The sequence below is a fragment of the Methylophaga sp. genome (genome assembly GCF_048266885.1).
GTDB lineage: Bacteria > Pseudomonadota > Gammaproteobacteria > Nitrosococcales > Methylophagaceae > Methylophaga.
In genome coordinates this window covers 49,944-74,138 of sequence record NZ_JBLWYR010000013.1, presented here as the reverse complement: position 1 = coordinate 74,138, position 24,195 = coordinate 49,944, and the positions used below count along the sequence as shown (strand labels likewise).

19 protein-coding genes are annotated in these 24,195 nt (G+C 46.0%); 1 reads left to right on the top strand and 18 read right to left on the bottom strand.

The annotated features are described in order from the left end of the window. Positions 1 to 146: 146 nt before the first annotated feature. Entirely contained in the window at positions 147 to 1,877 is a 1,731-nt protein-coding gene (locus tag ACN0V2_RS08215; protein WP_417550328.1) for a histidine kinase, read from the bottom strand. Between the two features lie 131 nt (positions 1,878 to 2,008). On the opposite strand from ACN0V2_RS08215, the gene ACN0V2_RS08210 reads away from it, so the two are divergent. Continuing rightward, positions 2,009 to 3,403, top strand: a complete 1,395-nt coding sequence (locus tag ACN0V2_RS08210) for a PAS domain-containing protein (RefSeq protein WP_417550327.1) — start codon at positions 2,009 to 2,011, stop codon at positions 3,401 to 3,403. Between the two features lie 55 nt (positions 3,404 to 3,458). Here the strand turns inward: ACN0V2_RS08210 and ACN0V2_RS08205 are convergent, their stop codons facing one another. From ACN0V2_RS08205 to ACN0V2_RS08125, 17 genes are all read right to left on the bottom strand, one after another. Next, on the bottom strand, positions 3,459 to 4,244 hold the full coding sequence (locus tag ACN0V2_RS08205) for a TorF family putative porin (protein WP_417550326.1): 786 nt from the start codon (positions 4,242 to 4,244) through the stop codon (positions 3,459 to 3,461). Between the two features lie 101 nt (positions 4,245 to 4,345). Next, the gene (locus ACN0V2_RS08200; RefSeq protein ID WP_417550325.1) at positions 4,346 to 5,389 is read right to left on the bottom strand and encodes a heme-dependent oxidative N-demethylase family protein; all 1,044 of its coding nucleotides are present in this window, start codon (positions 5,387 to 5,389) and stop codon (positions 4,346 to 4,348) included. 9 nt (positions 5,390 to 5,398) lie between these two features. Continuing rightward, the gene (locus tag ACN0V2_RS08195; RefSeq protein ID WP_417550324.1) at positions 5,399 to 6,352 is read right to left on the bottom strand and encodes a PDR/VanB family oxidoreductase; all 954 of its coding nucleotides are present in this window, start codon (positions 6,350 to 6,352) and stop codon (positions 5,399 to 5,401) included. Beyond that, positions 6,349 to 6,951 carry a dimethylamine monooxygenase subunit DmmA family protein gene (locus ACN0V2_RS08190; RefSeq protein WP_417550323.1) on the bottom strand — a complete coding sequence of 201 codons (603 nt, stop codon included), beginning with the start codon at positions 6,949 to 6,951 and terminating at the stop codon, positions 6,349 to 6,351. Before ACN0V2_RS08190 ends, ACN0V2_RS08195 begins: the two co-directional genes overlap by 4 nt. 64 nt (positions 6,952 to 7,015) lie before the next feature. Continuing rightward, positions 7,016 to 8,131, bottom strand: coding sequence for an aminomethyltransferase family protein (locus ACN0V2_RS08185; RefSeq protein ID WP_417550322.1), 1,116 nt, complete (start codon positions 8,129 to 8,131; stop codon positions 7,016 to 7,018). Between the two features lie 163 nt (positions 8,132 to 8,294). Then, the gene (gene ribH, locus ACN0V2_RS08180; RefSeq protein WP_417550321.1) at positions 8,295 to 8,789 is read right to left on the bottom strand and encodes a 6,7-dimethyl-8-ribityllumazine synthase; all 495 of its coding nucleotides are present in this window, start codon (positions 8,787 to 8,789) and stop codon (positions 8,295 to 8,297) included. A gap of 157 nt (positions 8,790 to 8,946) precedes the next feature. Next, positions 8,947 to 9,906: an electron transfer flavoprotein subunit alpha/FixB family protein gene (locus tag ACN0V2_RS08175; protein WP_417550320.1), complete on the bottom strand. Its 960-nt coding sequence runs from the start codon at positions 9,904 to 9,906 to the stop codon at positions 8,947 to 8,949. Positions 9,907 to 9,908: 2 nt separating this feature from the next. Beyond that, a complete protein-coding gene (locus ACN0V2_RS08170; protein ID WP_417550319.1) occupies positions 9,909 to 10,703 on the bottom strand; it encodes an electron transfer flavoprotein subunit beta/FixA family protein in 795 nt (264 codons plus the stop codon). Between the two features lie 38 nt (positions 10,704 to 10,741). Further along, a complete protein-coding gene (locus tag ACN0V2_RS08165; protein ID WP_417550318.1) occupies positions 10,742 to 12,145 on the bottom strand; it encodes a hypothetical protein in 1,404 nt (467 codons plus the stop codon). After that, positions 12,123 to 14,258, bottom strand: a complete 2,136-nt coding sequence (locus ACN0V2_RS08160; protein ID WP_417550317.1) for a heterodisulfide reductase-related iron-sulfur binding cluster — start codon at positions 14,256 to 14,258, stop codon at positions 12,123 to 12,125. The genes ACN0V2_RS08165 and ACN0V2_RS08160 overlap by 23 nt, the downstream gene beginning before the upstream one ends. A 90-nt stretch (positions 14,259 to 14,348) precedes the next feature. Next, positions 14,349 to 16,541, bottom strand: coding sequence for an FAD-dependent oxidoreductase (locus tag ACN0V2_RS08155; RefSeq protein WP_417550316.1), 2,193 nt, complete (start codon positions 16,539 to 16,541; stop codon positions 14,349 to 14,351). A gap of 239 nt (positions 16,542 to 16,780) precedes the next feature. After that, positions 16,781 to 18,493 carry an APC family permease gene (locus ACN0V2_RS08150; protein WP_417550315.1) on the bottom strand — a complete coding sequence of 571 codons (1,713 nt, stop codon included), beginning with the start codon at positions 18,491 to 18,493 and terminating at the stop codon, positions 16,781 to 16,783. Between the two features lie 327 nt (positions 18,494 to 18,820). Next, positions 18,821 to 19,126, bottom strand: a complete 306-nt coding sequence (locus tag ACN0V2_RS08145; RefSeq protein WP_417550314.1) for a hypothetical protein — start codon at positions 19,124 to 19,126, stop codon at positions 18,821 to 18,823. Continuing rightward, a complete protein-coding gene (locus ACN0V2_RS08140) occupies positions 19,123 to 20,172 on the bottom strand; it encodes a DMT family transporter (RefSeq protein WP_417550313.1) in 1,050 nt (349 codons plus the stop codon). The genes ACN0V2_RS08145 and ACN0V2_RS08140 overlap by 4 nt, the downstream gene beginning before the upstream one ends. Positions 20,173 to 20,181: 9 nt before the next feature. Further along, complete coding sequence (gene ribBA / locus ACN0V2_RS08135; protein WP_417550312.1) at positions 20,182 to 21,366, bottom strand: bifunctional 3,4-dihydroxy-2-butanone-4-phosphate synthase/GTP cyclohydrolase II; 1,185 nt, start codon at positions 21,364 to 21,366, stop codon at positions 20,182 to 20,184. Positions 21,367 to 21,371: 5 nt separating this feature from the next. Beyond that, positions 21,372 to 22,166 carry a GTP cyclohydrolase FolE2 gene (folE2, locus tag ACN0V2_RS08130; protein ID WP_417550310.1) on the bottom strand — a complete coding sequence of 265 codons (795 nt, stop codon included), beginning with the start codon at positions 22,164 to 22,166 and terminating at the stop codon, positions 21,372 to 21,374. A gap of 419 nt (positions 22,167 to 22,585) precedes the next feature. Continuing rightward, a complete protein-coding gene (locus tag ACN0V2_RS08125) occupies positions 22,586 to 24,049 on the bottom strand; it encodes an APC family permease (RefSeq protein ID WP_417550309.1) in 1,464 nt (487 codons plus the stop codon). Positions 24,050 to 24,195 lie beyond the last annotated feature (146 nt).

Below are 24,195 nucleotides of genomic sequence, written 5' to 3'. Positions count from 1 at the left end.
AGCACCACCTGCCCAGATGCGGCTTCACCGACAATTTCAAAGCTCGGATCATCCGAAATAATCTGTCCGACTCCCTTACGAAACAAAGGATGATCATCAATCAGCAGTACTCTTATTTTTTCAGTCATATTTCTCTCTCACTTTAATTATTGTACTGATTTTGGTGTGAACACCAGTCTAACTCGGGTGCCTCCATGGCGTTTAGCCATGACTTCAAGATTCCCTCCCAGGCTATTGGCTCGTTCCTTCATGATGATCTGACCATGATGATCATAGGTGTTGGTATTTTCAGTGAAACCTATACCATCATCCTCTATGGTAAGTACAACATTGCCATTTTTGCGCAGCTCCAGAAATATCGCTACATTCTTTGCTTGAGAGTGCCTGACGATATTGGAGAGAGCCTCGCGGATCACATGCAGCATGTGGAATTCTTCATTGACAGACAGCCGGCAATTGACGAGTCGATAATCAAGATTGATATTAATACTGGAGCGTTGTGAAAACTCATCGATTGTAGTTTGAATAGCATAGCCTAAGCCCCGTAAATCCATATGCACACGAAAAGTCGTAAGCAGTTCACGCAATTCACGATATGCCGAGTCGAGACCATTCCGAAGTTCCCCCAACATCGCAGAACTTTTTGCCTTGTCATCACCAGCCGATTGCAGACGAGCTAGCTGGATTTTCATAAAGGATAGTGACTGTGCTAGGGAATCATGCAATTCACGGGCAATAGCGGCACGTTCCTCTAGCACCGCGAGCCGACGCCCTTCTTCATCATGACTGTGAAATTTGGTGGCCATGGTCAGTAGTTTTGCAGTAATTTCCAGGACCTGGATTTCGGTATTTTCCAGAAATCTGTCTTTCCCCGTTTCAATCAACAAAATGCCAAGTGCAGACGCAGGCCCACTGAATGTCACACCAACACAGCGAATTTCCTCACCCTCTTGGTTTTTTTCCATATAGCTGGACATGCCATTACGGTGCAGTTCATCAAATCTTTCGTTACCTAATTTTGGCGGTGAATGATGTGAAAAAATGATTTGTTCGCTGGTAATCACCGCCGCGTCATCTGTATAAATGATCGCGACATTGTCAAAGTTCATCGCCCGTTCGAGCGAATAAAGTACTTTCAACAGCGTTTTTTCACTCAAAATTTCATGGCTGTTAATCTCAATGAACTTGAGAATGAACTCATGGGAACGTAATAGGATTAGCAGTTTTTCATTGGTACGTTCAGCCCAAGCAACCTGTGATACATAGCCTTCTATTTTGGCTGTCATTTCAAAAATACGCTGCTCGAGACGCGTAAATTCATCTGCATTAGGCTCTTGCTTTTGGGCTGGAAACTTCAGTATCAGAAAGGTTTGTAACCTATCCATACGCTCTACCAGAAAACTTTTCGCTCCCAGCATAATGGCAATGATGCAGCTGTAGAGAAATAGCAGGCTGATTACATTAAGCAAAGCGATCACCGAAATTTTGATCTCACTGTCCCGATGTAAAGCTTCCGCCAGCTTTTTATAGGAATTCAATACACTTTCAGCCAGTCTCAGCTGAGTGGCCATTCTTATATTCAGTTGAGCCACACCATCAAAGTTTTTTTGAGCCTGCTTGACTTCATCAAGCGCCACTTTTAGTGCATCGTTTTCTTGATTTAACATCCATGCCACAGATTCATGCTCAATATTCAAGTAATTTTTTTTCATTTCAACCAGTGTTTTCTGAGCATCAGCTGGACGCAGTCTATTCAAATAAAATAAATGTTTATCCCAATAAATCTTATGTTCATTAACTTTCTCAATAGCACGTTGACTGGAAAGCATATAATCTAATAAAAATAATGTTCCTGCTTGAATTAAAAGTATCGTCATTGCAATACATAAAAGCAGCGTAATCAGCTTGGAAAAAACAGCTCTTTGGCGTATGCTTTTAAAAATATATTTCAGGTCAAATTTCTTCAAAATTGGGCTTCCCGAAAAAGCTGTTCTCAAGGGTCAGAACAATGGGTCTCATCATATTTACCATGATCATCTTGAGCATGATCACAGCCATCGTATTTGGTACCTGGTGGGACAGTACGGCCCCATTCAAAATACATTTTGCTGTGGCGGCTGCAATATTTTCAGCCTTGTTTTCGGTCATACTCACCATTGCTTTTTATCCCCGTAGTCAACGGAAACTGATGTTGGCTAGCAATCAACCAACGGACAAAAATCTGAGCTGGGCCAATGACGTAGCAAAGCGCCTGTCAACACCATCTGCCGTCATTGATGGTTTTAATATTATTTTTGCCAACAATGCCTTCCTGCGTGAATTAGGAATGAGTGGAATGCGTGAACTGGTTACTAATATGCCACTGACTAATTTGGTGCACCCAAGTAATCATGCGGCGCTGACAAATTTCATGAGGCATATGAAAAATAGCATTGAACCTCATCAAACATTAACGCTACGTATGCTTTATGTAGATGGCACCACTATACCGGTACATATTTCACTGTCACCACTCGACTCACAGAGTCAATCGAATCTAAATTTGCTCCAGTTTTCATCTATTACACAATCACAAAATGATTCCGAATTAAAATCGGAAAAATTTAACTTCCCTAGCATTTTAAATAATATCAGACAAATCATTTTTATAAACAATGTTGATCAAGAAATTATATATGTAAATACGGCTTGGGAAATTCTTACAGACTTTAGCGTTTCGGAATCAATAAACAAACCTTTTTTAAGTTTTATACATCCTGAAGATATCTTGCTTGTTGAATCAAGAATGAACTCACTTATTCAGGGTAAACGTCAATATTTTCAAATCGAATGTCGTGTTATTGCCAAAAACACATCTTTTCGATGGATCGAAATTCGTGCTTCCCGAACCTCCAATTTTAAGGGTGAGCGTTCCAGTGTCATTGGCACACTGACCGATATCACTCAGCTCAAACAACTCGAAGCAGCCCAGAAACATAATCGCCATTCACCTACAGATATGATTATGACAAATATTCCCAGCATGATTTATCGTTGTAAAAATGATCGTGACTGGACGTTCGAATTTGTCAGCGACAGTTGTCTTGAGGTCACTGAATATCAACCCTATGAGCTAATAAACTCTAACAATGTGACTTATATGCAGTTAATTCACCCCGCTGATCAATCTCGTTGCTGGGAACATGTACAAGAACAAATAGCCAAACAGCGAAAATTCCAAATGATTTACCGTATCTGTACCCGTACCAATAAAACGCGTTGGGTGATGGAGCAAGGGGAAGGTGTCTTTTCCGGTAGTGGTGAGTTGCTCGCATTGGAAGGGGTAGTTATTGATCTGAGCAATGACAACCTATCGCAACTTGATTTTGGCTTACGTGAAATGCATGAAAATAGGTCAGAATAAAATAAAGCACCCCTTATTACGGGGTGCTTTGGTATATCGACACTTATGCCACCAATTAGAAACTACGCATGATATAAGCAATGAACTGACTATCGCCGCGGTTATCGCCATCTACACCGGTCCACCAGTCTTTATCAGCATTGGTATCCGTGTAATTAATACCCGCATTCCAACCATCTGAATTAGCGATGGAAAAGTCTTTGTTCAAGCCGATCATATAGTCGGTATAGTTGAATTCATCATAGTTTTCAGCCTCCAGCCGACCTACATGCAGATGTAGATTAATATCCATCGGCAAACCATAATCAAAATTGAGCTCGAAATACTGGGTGCCTTTTGAATCGCCATTTGCATAACCATCAATGCCGGCAGACTTGTTATTAATGCCACCCCAATCAGTCAGTGTACGACTGTATTTGGCGGTAAACCATTTCCAGGTAGCAGCGGCATAAGCTTCCGTTGTATCAAAGTCTTCACCGTTATATTTTTCACGGTCAGGATAATAAAATTGAAGTAAACCGACATCGACTGCAAAATCCTCAGTGAACTGATGGAAATAACCACCGTAAAGGTCCACTTCAACACTATTGCCAGCGTTATCGCCTTCTTCTAGATTCGTGCCCCAGATCCCTGCATACCAGCCACTTTCATGGGCATAATCAAAACCACCCTGCAGAGCAACATCCTCATTAGAGTAGGTAATACCACGAAAAACGTACTGACTGAACAGACCGACATTGGCACTGAAAGTGTGTGGCGAGGTTGTTTCGGCAAATACTGATGCGCTCGTCATTAAGCTCATCCCGGCCAACCCGGATACCACCATATTTCTCATTTTCATTTTTGTTTCCTTCTGGGTTTTGAAAGGTAATGCGTACCGCTGGCCGGCATTAGCCAGCGGCCAGTGCTATGGACAAAAGCCCATATTCTTTGAAAGGAAATTTATTCCGGCTGGGTACCCAATCCCAGTTCGGCTCCGTCTTCTAATGGTTCCAACCAATCGATAACGGTTTGTCGATAAAGATCCAGCCCCTTATATTCCGAGAGATCAGGATGCAGATTAGTCAGCACCCGACGTAGGCGTTTTGCCCATTTTGGATAAGTGATCAATTCATCGAGGCTGATAAGATAACCACGCACGCTGAAGGCAATCGCATTACTACGTGGCAGACGAAATAACGCCTGTAGTTCTACACGAAGGTACACTTTCTCTCCTACGTTTTCCGGAGTGACAGAAGCGTTATCTGGTCCCCACAATGGAAACTCTTCGGGAGAGGTATCAAGACGCGGATTCACCGTCATCGTCCAGTTAAGCCGACGTACCGGACTGCCATATTGCAGATGCAGCAAATATTTCAGTGCCCGGTCAAAAATGCCGATTTCATTCGCTTGTGGAACAGGGCCATGCCATTCTTTGAAAGACATACCGGCATCAAAAGCGATTGACCAGTCAGCCTGACTGGTGACCATACCCATATCGGCAAACAAGTCATCGTCGCGATGATCCATGATGATCCAGTCACCCTGGACTTGACGGGTGATGTATTCAAACGGCTCCATTGGCAATGTACTGGTATCACCAAAAGTAAATGTCTGATCAATTTCCAGTGGTTTGTTAATCCAGTGCCATTCATTGCCGTTTTTGGTCAGTTCAAACCATTGAGGATAATCCGTCGACAATGAATCCATGATCAGTTCGACCATGTCCCATTGAGCGTCCATCATGTGTGGCAAAGCAATATAACGCGTAGGATCGCGTTCAAGAGTCAGACGTCGATCCTCACATTCAGCGATGTAATGCTCATCAATATCGATTGCATATTCGAAAACTGAACCCGGGTTAGTTGATACATGCTGCTCGATATTGACGCTATACATGTATTCATCTTCGGCAAACGGAAATGGGAAACGCCGTATTGCCTCAGGTGAATTACGGAAAGTGTAATCGTCACGGAAAGTTTCTTTTTTAAAGGCTGGAGTATTCATAAGACGTCCTCAGATATTGAGTAATAATTTCTGACAGCGGGCCCTGGATACGCAGGGCATGATTTTGTTGCCAGATGCTTTCTCGGCATCGGACAGGTAATGATCGTTATGCATCAGTGCACCATCACACTCCAGAACTTCTACTTCACAGCGCCCACATGCACCGCCACGGCAGAGAAAATCAGGTTCCAGACCAGCTTCTTCCATTGCTTCGAGCATGCTCATATCACCTGGAATCTCAATTTCCATATTGGACTTGGCCAGTTGCACCTTAAATGAGTCACCGATAGGCGGCGCCAAGAACTGCTCACTATGTACATGGGTTTTGGGCCAGCCCAGATCTTTGGCCGTCAGTAATAATGCATTGACCATCGGTTCCGGACCGCAAACATAGATATGAGTACCAAGAGGTTGGTTGGATAGAAGCTTATGGAAATTAATTCGCTGACCTTCACTTTCAATGTGAAGATGCAGTCGATCACCACACATTTGTTGCAGTTGATCAACAAAAGCACCATGTTCCGCTGAACGAAAGGCGTAATGCATTTCGTAGTCATCACCAAGCCGGTTCAAATCGGCGATCTGCGACATAAAAGGCGTAATACCAATACCACCAGCAACCAAAATGTGTTTTTTGCCTAACTTGGAAAGACTGAATAGATTGACTGGGTAAGTTATCTGTAATTCGGTTCCCACCGTTACACCATCATGCATAAATACCGAACCACCACGTGATTTCTCTTGTCGGCGAACTGAAATATGATAGCTATCAGTGTTTTCCGGTGAGCCCATCAGTGAATAGGGATTACGATGAATACGACCATTAATATTCATCGACACCACCACATGGCTACCACCGGAAAACCTCGGCAATGGCTGACCATTTTCTTGAACCAGCGTGAAATGTTTCACCACATCAGTGACCTGTTCGACATCGGCCACTCTTACGTTAAGGATACTCATGGATAAACCTCTTCAATCTGCGGAATGTTGCCAGGCTGTTCTGCATCCACCATCACCCCCATATAGGCTCCAAGACGCCGGGAAAAATGGTCGCGGACGAACAAATGCCGACCACAGTGGCTACAAGCGAAAACATTGTGATGAACATCACGGGTAATGGTTTTGCAATGCACGCAATACACCGGTCTTGCCAGCGTGCCGCACAATTCTTTCTGCACATCGACATCCTGAACACCTGCAGCACGGGTTTTCTGCAGCACTTGCCACATAAAAGCCTCGCTTCCCGCTACATAAAAATGGGTTCCCATCGTGCAGTTTTTCAGACGCTGCTCAAGCTGATTCAACAAGCTTTCTTCTGAATCAGATAACTCAAGTTCCTCGGGTACTATTTGCTGCAGAATGTCTGAATAATTTTTATCAGCCGTTGGTAAATCTGCGTAAAGCACCTGAATAGGGTCTTTGGGGTACATTTGCTGAAATAACTTAAGAACAGCAATACCACCTTCCCCCCCAGCAATCACCAAATGTGCAACCGCTGGGGTTTGCCATACCAGTGAGTCGTAAAGTGGTTTGCTTCTTATCCAGTAACCTCTTTGCATAATGATTTCCTCATTAAATCTGGTGGAACGAGATCGGATCCCTGACCTTCGCTCGGCAGACTATTTACTTTTGTTGTTCCGGATGAGTACGCAGGCGCATCGGGTCATAAAATGGCATTTTGGCTACATAGGCTTTGACCGGCTGATTGCCTTCCACCATGACTTGAGTTCCAATCGCCAGATGATCTGGGTGCAAATGAACCAGTGCCAGAGATTGCATCAGATAATTGCTGTAACTTGAGCTAGTCACTACACCAATATCTTTGCCGTTATAGGTAATGCGGGAACCGGGTTCAACGGCTTCAGCAGTCATACAAATAATGCCGGCCTGCTTGAAGCGTTCTTTGCCTTTTGAAGCAAGAACCGCAGCCTTGCCGATATAATCACCGGGTTTATCCAGATCGATCCCCCAGCCCATATTGACTTCCCAGGGAGTGGTATCGCCCTCAGGCATTTCATAAGGGAAAAACAGCAGACCTGCCTCTACACGGGTGAGATCAAGCGAATCCCAGGAAGCGGCAATCACACCAAATGGCTGGCCTTTTTCTAGAATCATGTCCCACAGATGAATGGCATCATCAGCACTACAGTAAACTTCATAGCCACGCTCACCTGAATAACCGCCACGAGCAATTTTGATAGCACTGCCAAATAGTTTCGCGTCGACATGACGGAAATAAGGCAGCGTTTCCAAATCAAAGTCCAAATGCGGATTCAGTACTTCAAGTGATTTAGGACCCTGCAATGACAGGATATGTACATCTAGGTCCGCTGCTATCTGAACATTTTTTCCCTCGGAGATCTTTTCCAGTTGCTGTGGTGTGGCGCCACTGCCGTGCGATAGACGAAATTGATTCGGCGCATCACAAATCACCATAATGTCGTCACATAAAGCACCGTTTTCATCCACTTCAGCTGCCAGCCTGGACGTACCTGGCTCCATTGTGGTCACATCAATGGTGACCAGCTGGTCGACAACTGCCATTGCATCAGGACCACTCACATTCAGAATATTCAAAGCAGATACGTCATAAAGGCCTGCCCGGGTACGTACCGCAATCACTTCCTCATCAGCATCCGATTTATAGCTCCAGGGAATTGGCATATTGTTCCAGGTATCCCCATTCAGTAACGAACCGAGTTCCTTATGACGTACATTCAGAATTGAATTTCTAAGCATTATGATCTCCACAGTCATTAAAATTTATGGCTAATGCAAACCATAGCCCAGCAGCAACTGCCGGAAAATTCCCAAGATGGCGTACTCCCAATGGAGTAAATACCCATAAGGAAGGTGTGGACAACACGTAGTCAGAAGATCGTTAACTGTTTCGGGTTATAAACTAAGCAGACAGTGTGTTTGGAATAGACTGCAACCGTTGCATAATTTGAATCATTTCCAGTACAACTTGAGCAGCCTCCTTGCCTTTGATTCGGGCCCGACTACTTGCTTGTTCTTCGTTTTCAGTGGTCAGAATGGCATTAGCAATAGGAATGCGATAATGCTGTTGTATTTCCGTAATCGCCCGAGCCGACTCATTACATACCACCTCGAAATGATAGGTTTCACCGCGAATCACACAGCCCAACGCTACCAAACCATCAAAACTTCCGCTTTCAGAAAGTTCTGATAAAACCAATGATATTTCCAGCGCGCCTGGCACGGTAAACAACACAATATCGTTGCTAGCCACTGCCGCTCGATTCAGTTCATCGATACAACCACTGACTAACGCGCTGCCAATGGCCGGATTAAAGCGTGACTGAACAATTCCGATCCGTAGACCTTTGCCATTCAGCCCAGCTTTTGTTGCTGACACTTTTAGATCATCTGCCATGCCGCTTTTCCTTCACATAGATCACGAAACCAACGGGGATGTCTGTCAAGACAGACACTGCCAGTTCCCCCCGCCAGCCCGCGAATTAATCAGGATCTGTTGATGTTTCAAAGCCACTATTGCTGGAGGTTAGGAAAAATCAACAGTCCCCCCCAGCCTATTCAAAATGGCTACGTAACTCTTCTTCAATCTCGAAAATATCTCCGACAATGCCGTATTTGGCGATTGTAAAAATGGAAGCACCTGGATCACTGTTAACAGCCACAATTGTCGGAACATGTTTCATGCCTGCCATATGCTGTATCGATCCAGAAATCCCCATCGCCACATACAGTTTGCAGGATCCAACCACCTTGCCTGACTGACCCACCTGCCGAGATTTTGGCAACCAGCCGGAGTCGGCAATTGGCCGTGAGCAACACAAGGTTGCATCTGCCATCTCAGCCAGCTCGCGGAACTGTTCCACATTAGCTTCTTCAGCAATACCCCGACCTATCGACATAATGAAATCGACCGTGGTGATATCAATATCATCGGCCCCACCTGCTTCAACAAATTGAAGATTCGTACTACGTGATTCGAGACTGCTCATATCTTCAGTTGAAACCGTGGGTGATGCACTGTCTTCCGGCGTTTTGAACACACTTGGACGAATGGTTAACAGCACACATTGCTTGCCCGGAAAATCGAGTTCAACATTGACCTTTTGGTCATAGCCGGAACGGGTCGCCACCAGATCATCTCCGTCGTATTGCAGGCCGTATACATCAGTAGCAAAACCATAATTACCTTTGCGTGCCAGCGTAGCAGCGTAGCCGAGTGAATCAACGGTATGTGGTAACAGCACCACTTCCGGATCCAGCTTTTCCATCAGCGACGTGACTGCAGCTTCAAAGATATCCGGATCAAACTCAACACTGGCCGTTTTGACACTGATAATTTCATCCACTCCAGCAACCGAGAGATCCGAAACATAGTTTTCAGCCTGTTCACCAATAACTGCCACAATGACCTTGTCATCGCCGTGGCGTAGCTCCTGTGCAGCGGTAATCAGTTCCAGCGAGATAGGTCTCAATTCGCCACGACGATGTTCAGCAATTAATAATAATGTTTTCATGATTATTCCCCTTTGAACTCACGAATAATTTCAGCCAGCTTGGCGGCCTGTTCTGCAGGCGTTCCTTCAATCATTGAAGCCATCCCTTTTTCAGGAATATACATACGCCGGACACGTGACAGAGCCGCATCACCACCAACATCACTTTCACTTAAGCCCAAATCGCTCAGGCTGACTTCATCAATAGGTTTGGCTGCCGCCTGTTTGATTCCACGCAGCGAAGCATAACGGGGAGTATTGATACCCAGTTGAATGGTGAGCACCGATGGACAGTCAATTTCAACTTCCTGAGACAATCCGCCTTCAAGTTCACGGGTGATTTTGGCTTTGTTACTGCCCGGCTGATATTCAAGTCCTGCAACAACGGCGGCATGGGGCCAGTTCAGGCTGGCAGCCAGTGAAATACCAGTTGAACCGGCTGCATCATCGGATGACTGCACACCAGCAAACACCATATCCGGTTTTTCTTTTTCGACGACTGCTGACAAAACGCGACCAATCGTCACTGAGTCAGAACCTTCCATAGCATCATCCCAGACCCGGATTGCCCGATCAGCCCCTTTGGCAAGGCACTTTCTGAGAATGTCATCGACTCTTTCCGGCCCTACCGATACCACGACTACTTCGACTTCGGTATCAGAAGACTCTTTGATAACCATCGCTTCTTCAAGTGAAAAATCATCCCACTCGTTGAGGTCGTAAAGCAGAAAATCCTCATCGACATCAAGCTCATCATCACGAATTTCGAAGTCTTCATCTAATGCAGCGACTTCTTTAACTGCAACCAGTATTTTCATCAGATTTCTCTCCTAGTTGACTGTATAAAACAGCATTTCTAATGCAGCGAAGGCTGCAAATATTTCTGGGTAAACCATTTAAAAACCATAAAACGAACTGATAGATCAGGATCGTCATGCAAACTCCAGCGATCGCCATCATTCAGCGCCGGATTGGATATCAGCATTAACCGGTGTAAGTAATAAGGGTCTTCAAGCAGAGGCAGCAACGTTTCGCGTTCCACCTGTGGATTGATAATCACGCCACGACGGATATCGGTCTGTTGTGAGCCAGACAGTCTTATCAAAATGGCTTGTGTTGTATTTGGGTTGCTAGCCACGCCACTGAGCACATCAACATCATCTTCTTCAGCCAACATACTGAGTACATCAACTGGTGTGTTCTTTTGATAAGCAACTCCCGCCCTAACCCAGACACTGCTATCTTCAGACAGCTGTCTGAGTAGGTCGATTGGTGTCAGTGGATTTCTGGCTACGGCACGGCGAACTTCATCATTCTGATCCAGGGCCAGTTGATTAAACATAAGTTCGTTTAACTGGGGATGACGAGCTATCCACTGCCTCACCCAGTGGTCTTCATCGTTTACCAATCGCTGTAAATTTTCTTCAGTAAGGTCGGTTCGGCAGGCCAGCACACGACGCACACTATTAGAACTGTTCCTGATCATCTGATTAGCCAGTTCTGTACTCAGAGACGGGTTACCAGCCAAAGTACGCAATACGCTGACATCATCATGTTGAGCCAGAATCGTCAATTTTTCCGAGGCTATCCGTGGATTTGCCGCCAGGTGCCGTAAAATTGTTGTATCAGTCTCATTAAAGGCTATTTCCAACAAATGTTGTGGGCAGGATATATGCGCAACCACAGCCGCTCGGATAAAACAGTTGCCACGCTGGTAGAGTGTTTCCAGCAATGCAGTCGGTGTTTCAGCATGCACGGCCAATTCATTATCAAACATGCCGTGATAACGGTTTTCAAGACTAATCAACGTAGCAGCATCGGTATTGGGATGCGCCGCAATAGATTTGAGGATCGGTATATCATCTTCGCTCATCGCCAGACGGTTCAGTAATGACGAAGAACTGTGAGCATGCTGAGTTAGCAGACTAAGCAACTGCCTGTCATGGCCACTGTTTTTATAAATAGTGTTCAACGTAGCAGCACCACTGGCAGGATTTTTATCCAGTCTTAATCTGACGGTTTCATCATCAATTTCCGCCAGCATTTGTAGCACAGCCGTTGGTGTGTGTTCCCACCGAGCTAGCAGCAGTGTGTCGCGACGCTCTTCACAGAGTATGTCGCGCAACTGCTGTTTTTGCTGCCCCTCAGCGAGTTCAAACACTGCTGCTGCACTATGCAGATCACCACTGCTTAGCGCACAGTTAATCAGTGCATCAGCAGTCTCCGGCAGACGCGTATCAGGCGGAAACAACATCGGCATCGATGACCTCAACTTCATCAAACTCGACACATTCGTTGACCAGCTCAATCAATTCTTTCACTACGAATTTGCCTTCATAACCAGCCGTTTTCAGTGCATCCTCAAACATGGTCAGATCTTTCGGGCATGACACGATAAACACATCCAGCTCTTCAATCTCTGCTGCTTCACGCATACGGTTCTCAGACGGTTTCTCAATGCCGACCGGATCCGGGATCCAGATACGACCACCGCCGGCACCACAGCAGAATGAGTTGTCCCGGTTACGGTCCATTTCAATCAGCTCGCACCCCAGCAACTTGATCAATTCACGAGGTGCGTCATAGCCTTTGTTATAACGACCAAGATGGCATGGGTCATGGAATGTCACCCGATAATCGAGCTTTTTGTTGAGCTTGAGTTTGCCCTGTTCGAATAACTGCTTGAGCAAGGTGGTGTAATGCTGAATTTCAAACTCGCCACCAAAATCCGGATACTCATTACGAATAGTGTTGAATGAGTGTGGGTCAGTGGTCACAATCGAGTTGAAATCACATTTTTCCAAAGTGCTAATATTGGCATTGGCGAGAAACTCATAGAGCCCCTCCTCACCGACACGACGCACATCATTACCGGCGTTCATTTCGGCTTCATAGAGCAAGCCAAAATCGACGCCAGCCTGCATCATCAAACGGGCAAAAGAACGTGTCACGACTTGGTTACGGGGATCAAAAGAAGCGTAGTCGCCGACAAACCACATCACATCAACCGGCTCTTTTCGTGCATCTTTAATGGTAAACGGCAGATCCTTGGTCCAGCGCGGGCGTTTGCGTTTTGATTCGCCCATCGAGTTACCGTTTTTATGGAATGACTGCATAGTTTTCTGCAAGATAGGTTCCATATTGCCTTCATCCACAAGCTTGCGACGCATCTGCACGATAATAGGCACATGCTCGATCGCTACTGGACAAATCTCCACACAGGCCATACAAGTACGACAGGACCACAGGGTTTCCATAAATACCTGTCCCACATCCTTGCCATGTACATCCAGCTCAGCCTGTTCTGGGAGCTCTTTGGCTTGCAAGGATTTATTAGCAAATTCACGTAATGACAGGATCACATCACGCGGAGATAGCGGGGCACCTACGGTAGTTGCTGGACAAGCTTCATGGCAACGGCCACACTTGGTACAGGAATCCAGATGCAGTAACTGTTTCCAGGTAAGGTCAGTAATGGTTTTAACACCGATGTCTTCCTGGTCTTCCGGTACACTTGGCAAACGCTTGCCTGCCATCGGATCACGGAACATCAAAGACGCTGATGCGGTGAAGATATGTTTAACTTTGGTATACGGAATCAGTGCGACAAAGGACAAGGCCAACACACCATGGAACCACCAAAGGCCAGTACGGAAACTACCTGCTGCTTCAGCTCCCATGCCCAGTCCCATCATCATATACGCCCCCAGGGCGCCGATCGGTGACCACCAACGATAGTCCCAAACCGTGGGGGTATCGCTTAACCAGACTAGTCGAGCAGACTCCAGTAAAAAGCCGGTTACACCAATCAGAATAAGCGCCCATAAAAAAGCCCAGTCTTCGCGGCGGTAACCACTGCGATCATAATCAGGATCGCCGGGTTCACGATCCGGGCGAGCATAGTCAAGCTTGGGCAGCTTTAACCATTTTCTGCGGTACATCATATATAGCAGCCCCCCAATCAGGCCGACACCGGCCAGATCCAGAATCAAAGAGAACCACAGATAAAAATCGCCATACCAGAACGTGATACCAAATATCGGTTCCAGAATGTCGTATTCGAGGGTAATCGTGGCTGTGCCGATAAACAGCAGCACAAAGCCGAAAAATATTAGTGCATGTGCCCGACCAGCTGACTTATCACGCCGTTTAAGGGTGCGATGCGTTGCCATGGTCTTGCACATGTCTTTAAAGCGTGCAAAAAACTCACCCCAAGAAGCATCAGGCTTGCCGCGACGATACTTGCGGATCTGCACATAAACACCGTAAATAAATATACCGATAGCGGTATATCCGATTACGTAGAAAAGATAAATTGACCAGTTTGAAAAGCCTTCAAACAGAATTCGAGTAATTTCATGTGCTTCATTCATGACACACCTACTTTCCTGGGAAATTCATAATGATTGAGCAAACGGAAGGTGTGCTGTCACAATCGACAGCACACAACCGGTTCCTGCTATTTAGATCTTGTACTCGATCTCATGGTTACCACCCGGCATATGCGGTGTGCCCCAGGCAATCGTTTCGCGTTTGTACGGCAGCGGGAATTGTGGATTTTCAGACTCAATCTCACGTGCCACACGATGACCGGTAAAGGTGGCATCAGCGATATAACGAGGCGCTTCAGCATCACCAATCAGGTACACGCCTTTGATATCATTCTCAGCCCATTCACTTTCACGAGCCTTGAGTTCCTGATAAAGCTTGTTATCAGATTTACGACCAGTGACCAGTACCAGAGAATCAAACTCAAGCCAGCGATGCGTTTTGTTTTCATCGCGCGGCAATTTACCCGGACCACGGTAGCTACGACGTGAACCATCGCCCCACATGTTGTAAATTTCCAGACGTCCGGTTTCAATGCGACTGCAGAAATGATTACCAATTTCTTCGATATGCAACTCGTGCAGACGGCGCATCATATTTGGATATTCCAGAGTGAATTCCATATATTTCGCCAGATGCACACCGGAAACGATGGTGACTTCATGGCCGTCGTTGACCAGTTTTTCAGCCAGACTGGGTGCCATGAAATAACTATCGGCATTGAGAATAACGACGCGCTTACCGATTTTCTTTTCGCCTGACATAACTTGTTCAGGGGTTAATTGATCAGGTAATGACGCATCAGCACCCGGAATAGCATCATGGGTCAGGCAGTTATCCCCATTGGTATGCCATTTGGCACCGGTGGCGATAACGACTTTCTCTGCACCATATTGCAGGATGTCATCGGCAGTTAGTGCTTTTTGTCCCAGAGCCAGCACGCTGTTTTTGTTTTTCTTAACCAGTTTTTGCAGCTGGGTTTCACGATAATCTCGGTGATAGCCCCATTCGCCCAAGCCTGGCAACGACGCTATCTGATTTAGATGACCACCAACTTTTTCAGCCGTATCGTAAACGTGAACCACATAACCCTGTTCCATCAGTACACGTGCAGCTTCTGCGCCTGAAGGTCCCGCACCAACAACCAATACTGAATCAGAGGAGGTGGCTTTCTTGAATTTTTCCGGATGCCAGCCGCGGCGATATTCTTCACCTGCTGTTGCATTCTGCGTACAGATCATTGGTGGGCCACCAATTTCCCAACGCGATATACAGACGTTACAACCGATACAAACACGAATATCGTCGTAACGACCTTCTTCAATTTTCTTCGGTAAGAACGGATCAGAGATAGAAGGACGTGCCGCACCAATAATATCGGCATAGCCCTTGGTGACGATTTCAGTCATTTTTTCAGGATCGGTAAAACGACCTACGCCGAGTACCGGTTTTTTGGAAACTTCTTTAACGAATTTGGTCCAGGGAACCTGATGACCTTGCTGATAGAAGCGTGACGGACCGGCATCTTCGCCCCATTCAGCGATATCACCCACATCCACGTCCCATAGATCAACCAGCGGATCAGCCATCTGAATGAACTTCATGCCATCTTCTTCAACTTCGATTTGGCCGGGCCCATACAGGGTATCAACAGCAAATCGAGTCGCAATGGCACAATCACTGCCAACTGCGTTACGTACTTTTTCTAATGTTTCAAGCCAAAATCGTGCCCGGTTTTCCAGTGAACCACCATATTGGTCAGTTCTTTTATTGTAATAAGGATTTAAAAATTGCAGTGGCAGGTAAGAGTGCGCGCCGTAAACATAAATAATGTCAAAACCGGCATCACGTGAGCGATAAGCTGCATCAACGTAGTATTGCTGGACCCGTTGGATATCGCTGAGATCCATTTCTTTACAGTAGCTCAGGGTTTCAAATTCAGAAGCAATCTGGCTTGGTCCCATTGGGGTTGCCCGGCTTTCCAGACATGGTGCGTGGGCACCGCCGTACCAAAGTTCCACACCGGCTAAAGCGCCAAATTTATGGACTTCATCGGTCATGGCTTTCAAATTGCGTACATCACCCTCATCCCAGATACGGGCTGACAAACGCATAGTGTCATCCGATTCAGGGTGGATCGAGCAATATTCAGTATTCATCGCCGCCCAGCCACCCTCAGCTTTCAATGAGCGATGAGCTGCCTGGAAGCCGGGTTTATCTGAACCGGCACCGATACAGTGTGGTACTTGATAAAAACGGTTGCGAAGAGTTTTAGGACCGATTTGAATCGGTTCGAATAATATATCGTGCTTGGGATCGCGTGCCATATCATGTTCTCCATTATTGTGAGTTCGGGCAAGCTTATTTTCAGCCTTGCCACATACCACAACAATTCTCCTGATGTGTTACCACCTAGGAAGTACGTGAGGCTTGAGCGAAGTGGTTACTCTGTCGGAGATAGCATAGGAGCTGTCAGATATGCCTTAATGAGCACACATTTAGCCATCAGTTGAAATTGATGCCAATACATGAATTATGGAAAGAAAAAAATGCTGGGGGGTTGGGGCTACAGCTCGGCCACCAGCAAACTGCTGAAAAAGACAATCAGAATGCCAGCCAGCAAGACCAGATAAGGCAAAATACCAGCACGACAGATAATGTCTCCGCCATTTTCATCCAGTGACATGTCTTCACGCATCGCTTTGGGAAATATGCCTTTATCCACCACATAATGGCGCCAAATAAAGATCGGAATCACCAGCAATGCCAGCAGAATGCCACTCATCAGGGTGCCTTTCCCCCAGACATTCGCTCCCATTCCCATCAAAACCATATTGAAATAGGACAATATAGTGCCAATCACAATCAGTAGTGTTGGCGCTCGATAAGGCCGTTCCCAATTAGGCCGATCCAGTCGATGGATCCAGCCGGCATTGAGGTTGAGGAAATTGAAAATGATATACCCTACATTCGAAGCTGCCAGCAGGAATACATAGTCAGACATGCTAAGCAGCACTAGGTTGACAATCAGATTGGTCCACATTGCAGCCGTCGGGGCACCCTGCTCATTCACCTTGGACAGATAACGCGGTAACATCCCGTCAACCGCCCCCTGATACAGGGTTCGTGAGGAACCCGCCATGGTGGTCATCACTGATAACATTAATGCCAGAACCAACATAACCACAAACACATTAGCAAACATACTGTCGCCGCCAAGAATACCTGCCAGTACGTTCGCCACACCCATGCCACTATAGATTTCTGCCGATAACATGCCATCATAAATGGCCGGTGCGACTAATTGCCCCGCACTGTTAAGTGTCTCCCGCTCTACAAGCTGCCCCAATCCCAAGTGTCCCTGAAATGCCAATGGCACCAGCGTAAACACTGCAATACACAATAAACCGGAAAAAAAGATCGCCTTAAACGTGTCACTTTTGGGATTTTTGAATTCCCGTGTATAACAGACTGCTGTTTCAAAACCATAAGTTGACCAGGCTGCAATAAACAGACCTCCGGCCATCAGTTTCCAGCCTTCAAGGTTCCACTCGCCTTCGATGACATTGCCAATCGAGTCATACGCCAGTGGTGTCAGTGGTGTGATATTAGATAACGGTAAATCCCCGGTAATCAGTGGTACCAGTCCCACCATCAATAAGGGCAATAAACCGGTCAAACCAAAGATCATTGTGGCTCGAGCCGAGCGAAGTATGCCGCCATTCTGGATAGCAAACACCACCAGCATCAGTGCACTGCCGATGATAAAGGTTGCATTGATACGTAAGCTCAGACCGTCTTTCAGGTAAGACAGGTCGACCAGCGTGATTTGCCAGCTATTAATAACTGCATCTGGAGCAAACAGGGCGGAGAGAATATAACCGGCTGCCAATCCTGAACCAATCGCCAGTACGGGTCCCCAGGCTATCCAGTTGCACCACACGGAGACTGGCGCAACAATCTTGATATATCGGATCCAGGCCACTGCCCCGTATACTGATGCACCACCAGTTTTATGTGGAAATAGTCCGGCAATTTCGGCATAGGTAAAAGCTTGCAGAAAACCAAAGCTGATAGAAACAATCCATATCAGCCAAGCGGGTTGGCCGACTGTAGCAGCAACGGCTCCCATGGAAAACAGAACAAGTGCCGGCACGCCACTTGCTACCCAGAAGGCTCCGGTCCAGTTGATTCGGCGGTGCAACGTTGATGGATCAGCCCTGTTTTCGGCCAATAAATCAACGGTCGCCACATTGGCAGATACTGATGGCTCTCTCACCCGTTTGCCCCTGAAGTTACAGCTCTATGGCCGTATTTTTTAATTATTATTGTTTACATTATCACGCATTGAAGATGCGTTAATTGCTTATAACCAAAATGCAATTAACGAACAGCTAGAAGCTGGGTATCTGACAATATGATTGCTTTAGACAGAATATGGCAACACATCTTTAGATGTACTTCCAAGGGAGTAGATGAATAGCTGACTGGAGTTATAGAGACTTAATACGTTTTGACAAATATTCTTGCACAGACTAAAGCCACGAGGCTGAGCGCGAATATAATCACAAAAGCCAGTACATCGGCGTAAGGATACCCCCAGAATTCAGTCATTAGTTGTTTCTCCATCTAATAAACCAGTATCCAACATGCGTTGTCGACCAAAATCAGACAACGCAAACTCAAACAATAAGCGATCCTTCGTAATAGCATCACCATCATCAAGCCGATGTCCGATACGCTTAATGAGTCCGGCCGAGGCCAGCTCATCCAAAGCAATACTAAAATGATTTATCCAGTAATGGCCCTGCAGCTCATATTCAACCATTGCACGTTGAATCAATTCAAAATCCCACAAACTCGGGTACTGATTTAGCGTGATCAGCAGAAAACCCTTTTGTGGTAGTTTCATGATTCCACCTCACGAAGAGTAGAAATGTTTTCAGCCGGTTCACGATACATAACAAAGCTGCCGGTTACGGTCAGAATTAGGCCCAACACAAAATACCATTCGGGGAGTTCCAGCGTGAATGCCATAACAAACAATACGGCAAACACCCCGTATAAATTACCTATCGCCTCGCCCCGGCCCACACCAATCAGTGAAAAACTCTTATAAAAAGCGGTGTAACAATATGCATGCGCAATCGAAGCCAACACCATCCAGATCATCACCATCGGGCTGGTCAGCATATCTACAATCAACGTGACAATGGGTAAATCTGTCAGCAGGTAAATCATCGGTAATACCAGAATGCCCCAAAACAGAATTTCAAAGCTGAAGCGACATTGGATACCAACATCAGGATCAGTAACATCCATCGCACGCGACGCTACCGCCCCCTCTGCCCCCCAACCTATAGCCGACATGATGCCACCCACATACCCCAGCCAGGCGTAGTTTTCGCTGATATCAATCTCACCAAACAGGCCTGGGCCGTAAATAACCATACCGCCCATGATAATGATTGCCATGCCCAGTGCAGCACGGCCGGAGATTTTTTCGTGATACCAGAGTCGCGCAATTATTGCTCCGACAACGGGATAAAATAGCGAGGTAATTGCCGCAAACACAGGGCCAACATAGCCCATCGCCATATACGAGCCAAAAATGGCCATCGGACCACCACACAAAGAAGCTAGTGCATACCATTTGGAGATACGTCTGAAACGCACAATGGTGCGACCATAGTCACGTAACTTGCCCAGCATGCCGTTCCAGATGATCAGAAACAGTAGCACTACAACAGCATGGATCCAGGTCATAACGGCCGTGGCGGCCAGACGCATGCCGTGATCTCCGCTATGAATGCTGACAAAGGGTTCTTCATACCACATTGCTGTACCAGGGACATACCATGCTCCCCAGAGAACAGCAGTCCATAAAGCCCAGGTAAAGCCCCAACGCTGACTGCGTTGGAAATGATTATGCAGTGCTTTATCCAACGATAATGACATTAAATTTCCCTACAACGCCTGTATCAGTTCTGCAAGAGCAGCATCAATCCCCTTTTCCGACTTTTCAGGTAAAACATAACCTTCCACTTCCAGACCAAAACCCGTCATATTATGGATCTTGCGTGGGCGGGTCATCAGACGCATCCGGCTGATTCCCAGATCCAACAGGATTTGTGCACCGATCCCATAATCCTTCAATTCGATACTGGCTACAGGCAAAGAATCCGGACTGCTGATTTGACGCAGGATGTCCTGTTCAGACTCATCACGCCTTAACAACACAATCACACCCGCCCCTTCGCTGACGATTTTCTGCATCGCAGCATGAATACTCCAGCTATGGGAGTGTTGATTAGCATCGAGTAATTCAATGACTGATAGCGGTTCATGAACTCTGACTAATGTGCTGGCAGCTTTTGTCGGATCCCCATACACCATGACCAGATGGGTTTTATCAGTCGTAATATCCCGGTAACCGATTAACTCAAACTCACCAAACATCGTATTGATCAGCCGACTGCTTTTACGTTCAATCAATGTTTCTGTCTGATGCCGATAAGCAATCAGATCGGCGATAGTGCCAATCTTCAAGCCATGCTCAAGGGCAAATCCCTGCAGATCCGGCAATCTCGCCATGCTGCCGTCTTCATTCATGATCTCGCAGATTACTGCGGCCGGGGTTCTATCAGCCATTGATGCGATATCACAACCTGCTTCAGTATGCCCTGCCCGAGCCAATACACCGCCAGGTTGTGCCATTAAAGGAAAAATATGCCCTGGTCGCACAATATCGCTGGGCGTCGCATTCGCAGCCACTGCAGCCTGAACAGTTCGCGCACGGTCCGCAGCAGAAATACCGGTGGTTACCCCTTCTGCTGCTTCAATGGATACCGTAAAGTTGGTGCTGAGCTGCGCCCGATTATGTTTGACCATCAAAGGTAGTTCCAACTGACGGCAACGTGCTTCGGTCAGTGTCAGACAAATCAGTCCCCGCGCATAACGGGCCATAAAGTTGATATGTTCTGCAGTAACCGCATCGGCGGCGATGACGATGTCGCCTTCATTCTCCCGATCCTCATCATCGATCAGAATCACCATTCTGCCCTGGCGTATTTCGTCAATTATTTCCTCAACTGGTGAAATCACCGATTGTGAAGAACTCGGAAAGCTTAAAGGTTGTAATGGATAGTTCATCGTGATCACCTACTTTTTTGCAACATGGCATAAGCCGAATGGTTATGTATCGATTCGAAGTTTTCACATTCAATGATGTAATCAACAATGGCCTCACAACTATTTAGCGATGCAGCTACATCACGTACCAGATCTTCAACGAATTTTGGGTTGTCATAGGCGTATTCGGTGACATACTTTTCATCAGGCCGTTTGAGTAAACCGTAAAGCTCACTGGAGGCCTGTTGTTCGATTTGCCCAATCAATGATTTGAGACTGATGATCTGATTCAACTCGGCCGTCACGGTAATCATTGAACGTTGATTGTGGGCACCATATTCGGAGATTTTTTTCGAGCAGGGACACAGGCTAGTCACCGGAATCGCTACTTTAAGTTTGAGATTCAGCGTTTCCTCTAGATTGGCAATCACCGTGACGTCGTAATCCATCAAGCTACTGACGCCGGAGACCGGTGCCTGCTTGCGAATAAAAAACGGAAACTGCATTTCCAGATGACCGCTATCGGCATCAAGCTGAGTCAGCATGGTTTTCATGAAATCGCCAATACTGTCAGTCGACATGACCAAATCAGGCGTTTCCAGCAGTTCGATGAAGCGTGACATATGTGTGCCTTTCACATCATGCGGTAACTTCACATACATATTGAAGTCAGCCACCACACGAATAGGCGCTTCATCAGCGTCACTTTGAAAAAATATAGGATAACGTAGAGATTTTATACCGACTCTATCGATGATTTGGCAGCGTTTATCTGGCGTATTCTGAACATCTTCCAATTGAATATGCAGGGGTAGGTTCATCGATCTATCCTTCTGTATTGGATTGCTGGTTAATCACCTGCTGTCGTCTTCCTCAAAAAAAAGTGGATCTGCCTTTGAAAACAAAAAACTGCGGATTTTGCTCTCCGGCATGATCCACCTAACGCCTCAACGAGAGAACGGATCGAGGAAACTAAATGAAGCTGAACTAACGGTTTAACTCAGCTACGGTTACATTATTGCCTCGAGCAATAGGCCTAACAATTCCAAAGAAGGATTACTCCCTAGTAGTTAGAAAATCACTGGAATTTTGTGCTCAACAATTACTATTTAATTTGCGTGTCAGAGCTCATCGGATTTAAAAAAGCTAAGGTAGCTTTCTCATGGTGAAATATTTCAGTAATCCCACATCTCAAAGTGAGTGTTAAATATCCACAAGAGAAAACTACCCGCCTAATCTCTTACTCTCCCGCTACAGAGTTAATAGCGATCTCAGGCTGCGAGCGAGCTTCGTATTGCGTGTAAAGCCAGATAGGCAAATACATGGCCAGCACAATAAATCCTATCCATGTCGAAAACCAACCCACTTCAAGACTGTTCAGATACACCACCCCAATCAGGCACAATGGAATATTGAACAGGCCGAACAATAGAGCGACATTTTTCCAGCCTGTAGGGGCTTTGAAAGGTCTATCTAGATTGGCAAAGTGAGGATTATTTTTGGCTTTGACATAAGCAAATAGACTGATGCCATTTGCACAGGTATAACCGATAGCTGAAGCAGCCAGAATAGCCGCAGGAGTGCCCATCGAAATCAATACTAGATTAAACAGACCAATCACCACCATCGCCACAACGGGGGTACCTCGTGAATTCAACTTACCAAACACTTTCGGTAAATTTCCCTCTGTGGCCATGGAGTGCATCGCTCTGGCAGAACCAAGATAAGCAGTTTGAATAATAAGAATCATCGCAGCAATCAGCATAATAATGGCAATCATTGCTCCGGCTTTACCAAAAGCGGCTTCAGCAACTGGAATCATAGGAGATAATGGTTCCGCCAATACGCCCTCAACTCCCAGAACACCTATCACTGCAGCCTGAACTAAAATAAAAGAGAACAAACAGATAGCACCACAAACAAAAAGGGCTTTAGGAACATCAGTTCCCGGTTTTTTATATTCCGGACCATAAATAGCTGCAGTTTCCCATGCACAGGCACTCCACTGAGCAATGGCAAATAAACCGAACAAAATCAATATATGATGCATATCCCAAGACCAATCTACCGGCAACCAGCTGCCAGTGATGTTGCTTATTTCCACTGCCCCACTAGCAAAAGGAGTGATAGTCATTACAACTAGTGGTATCAACGAAATAGCTGCCAGAATGTAACCTAAAATCGCACTGTCTTTTAGTCCAAAATAATTGATGATGAACAGTACGCTGAAAATCACACCTCCACATAGCAGAGAGAGTTGATACTCGGTAAACATCGTTCCCAGTACCGGAAACAGTCCATGCAGATAACTGCCGACAAGTATGGCAAAGATAGCCAGTACCGGGTTCCAGGCAAACCAGTAACTCCATGCACTGAACCCACCGATAAGCTTGCCTTTGTCATAATTGCCATCGTAATTCTGGGTTTTGAATACATTTTGGGCAAAACCAGGTAAACCTGAGGCTTTGGGAAAGGTAGTGGCTAATTCAGCATAGGCCAGATTTTGCATAAAACCCTGCAATACCGATAACCCCCAGATGAGGATCGCAGCAGACGCGACCCAAAGGGGAAAGTAACCCAATGAAGGTAAAATCAGTAATGGCACACCGGACGCAATGGCCAGACCCTGTTTCCAATCAATGGAACGTTCGAGGTCATCGGAATGTTCTCCACCTCCCTTAACGGAGGCACTTGTAGTGCTCATATTGTTTTCTCTCATAAGAATAATCTCCAGCTTATTAAGCGTGTAATTTCTCTGTAATTATTATTTTGTTATGTAATTTAAAGAACATTTAACATATTGAATTTAGGTTCATTTCAAACCCGAATTGAACTTAGCGTAATAATCAG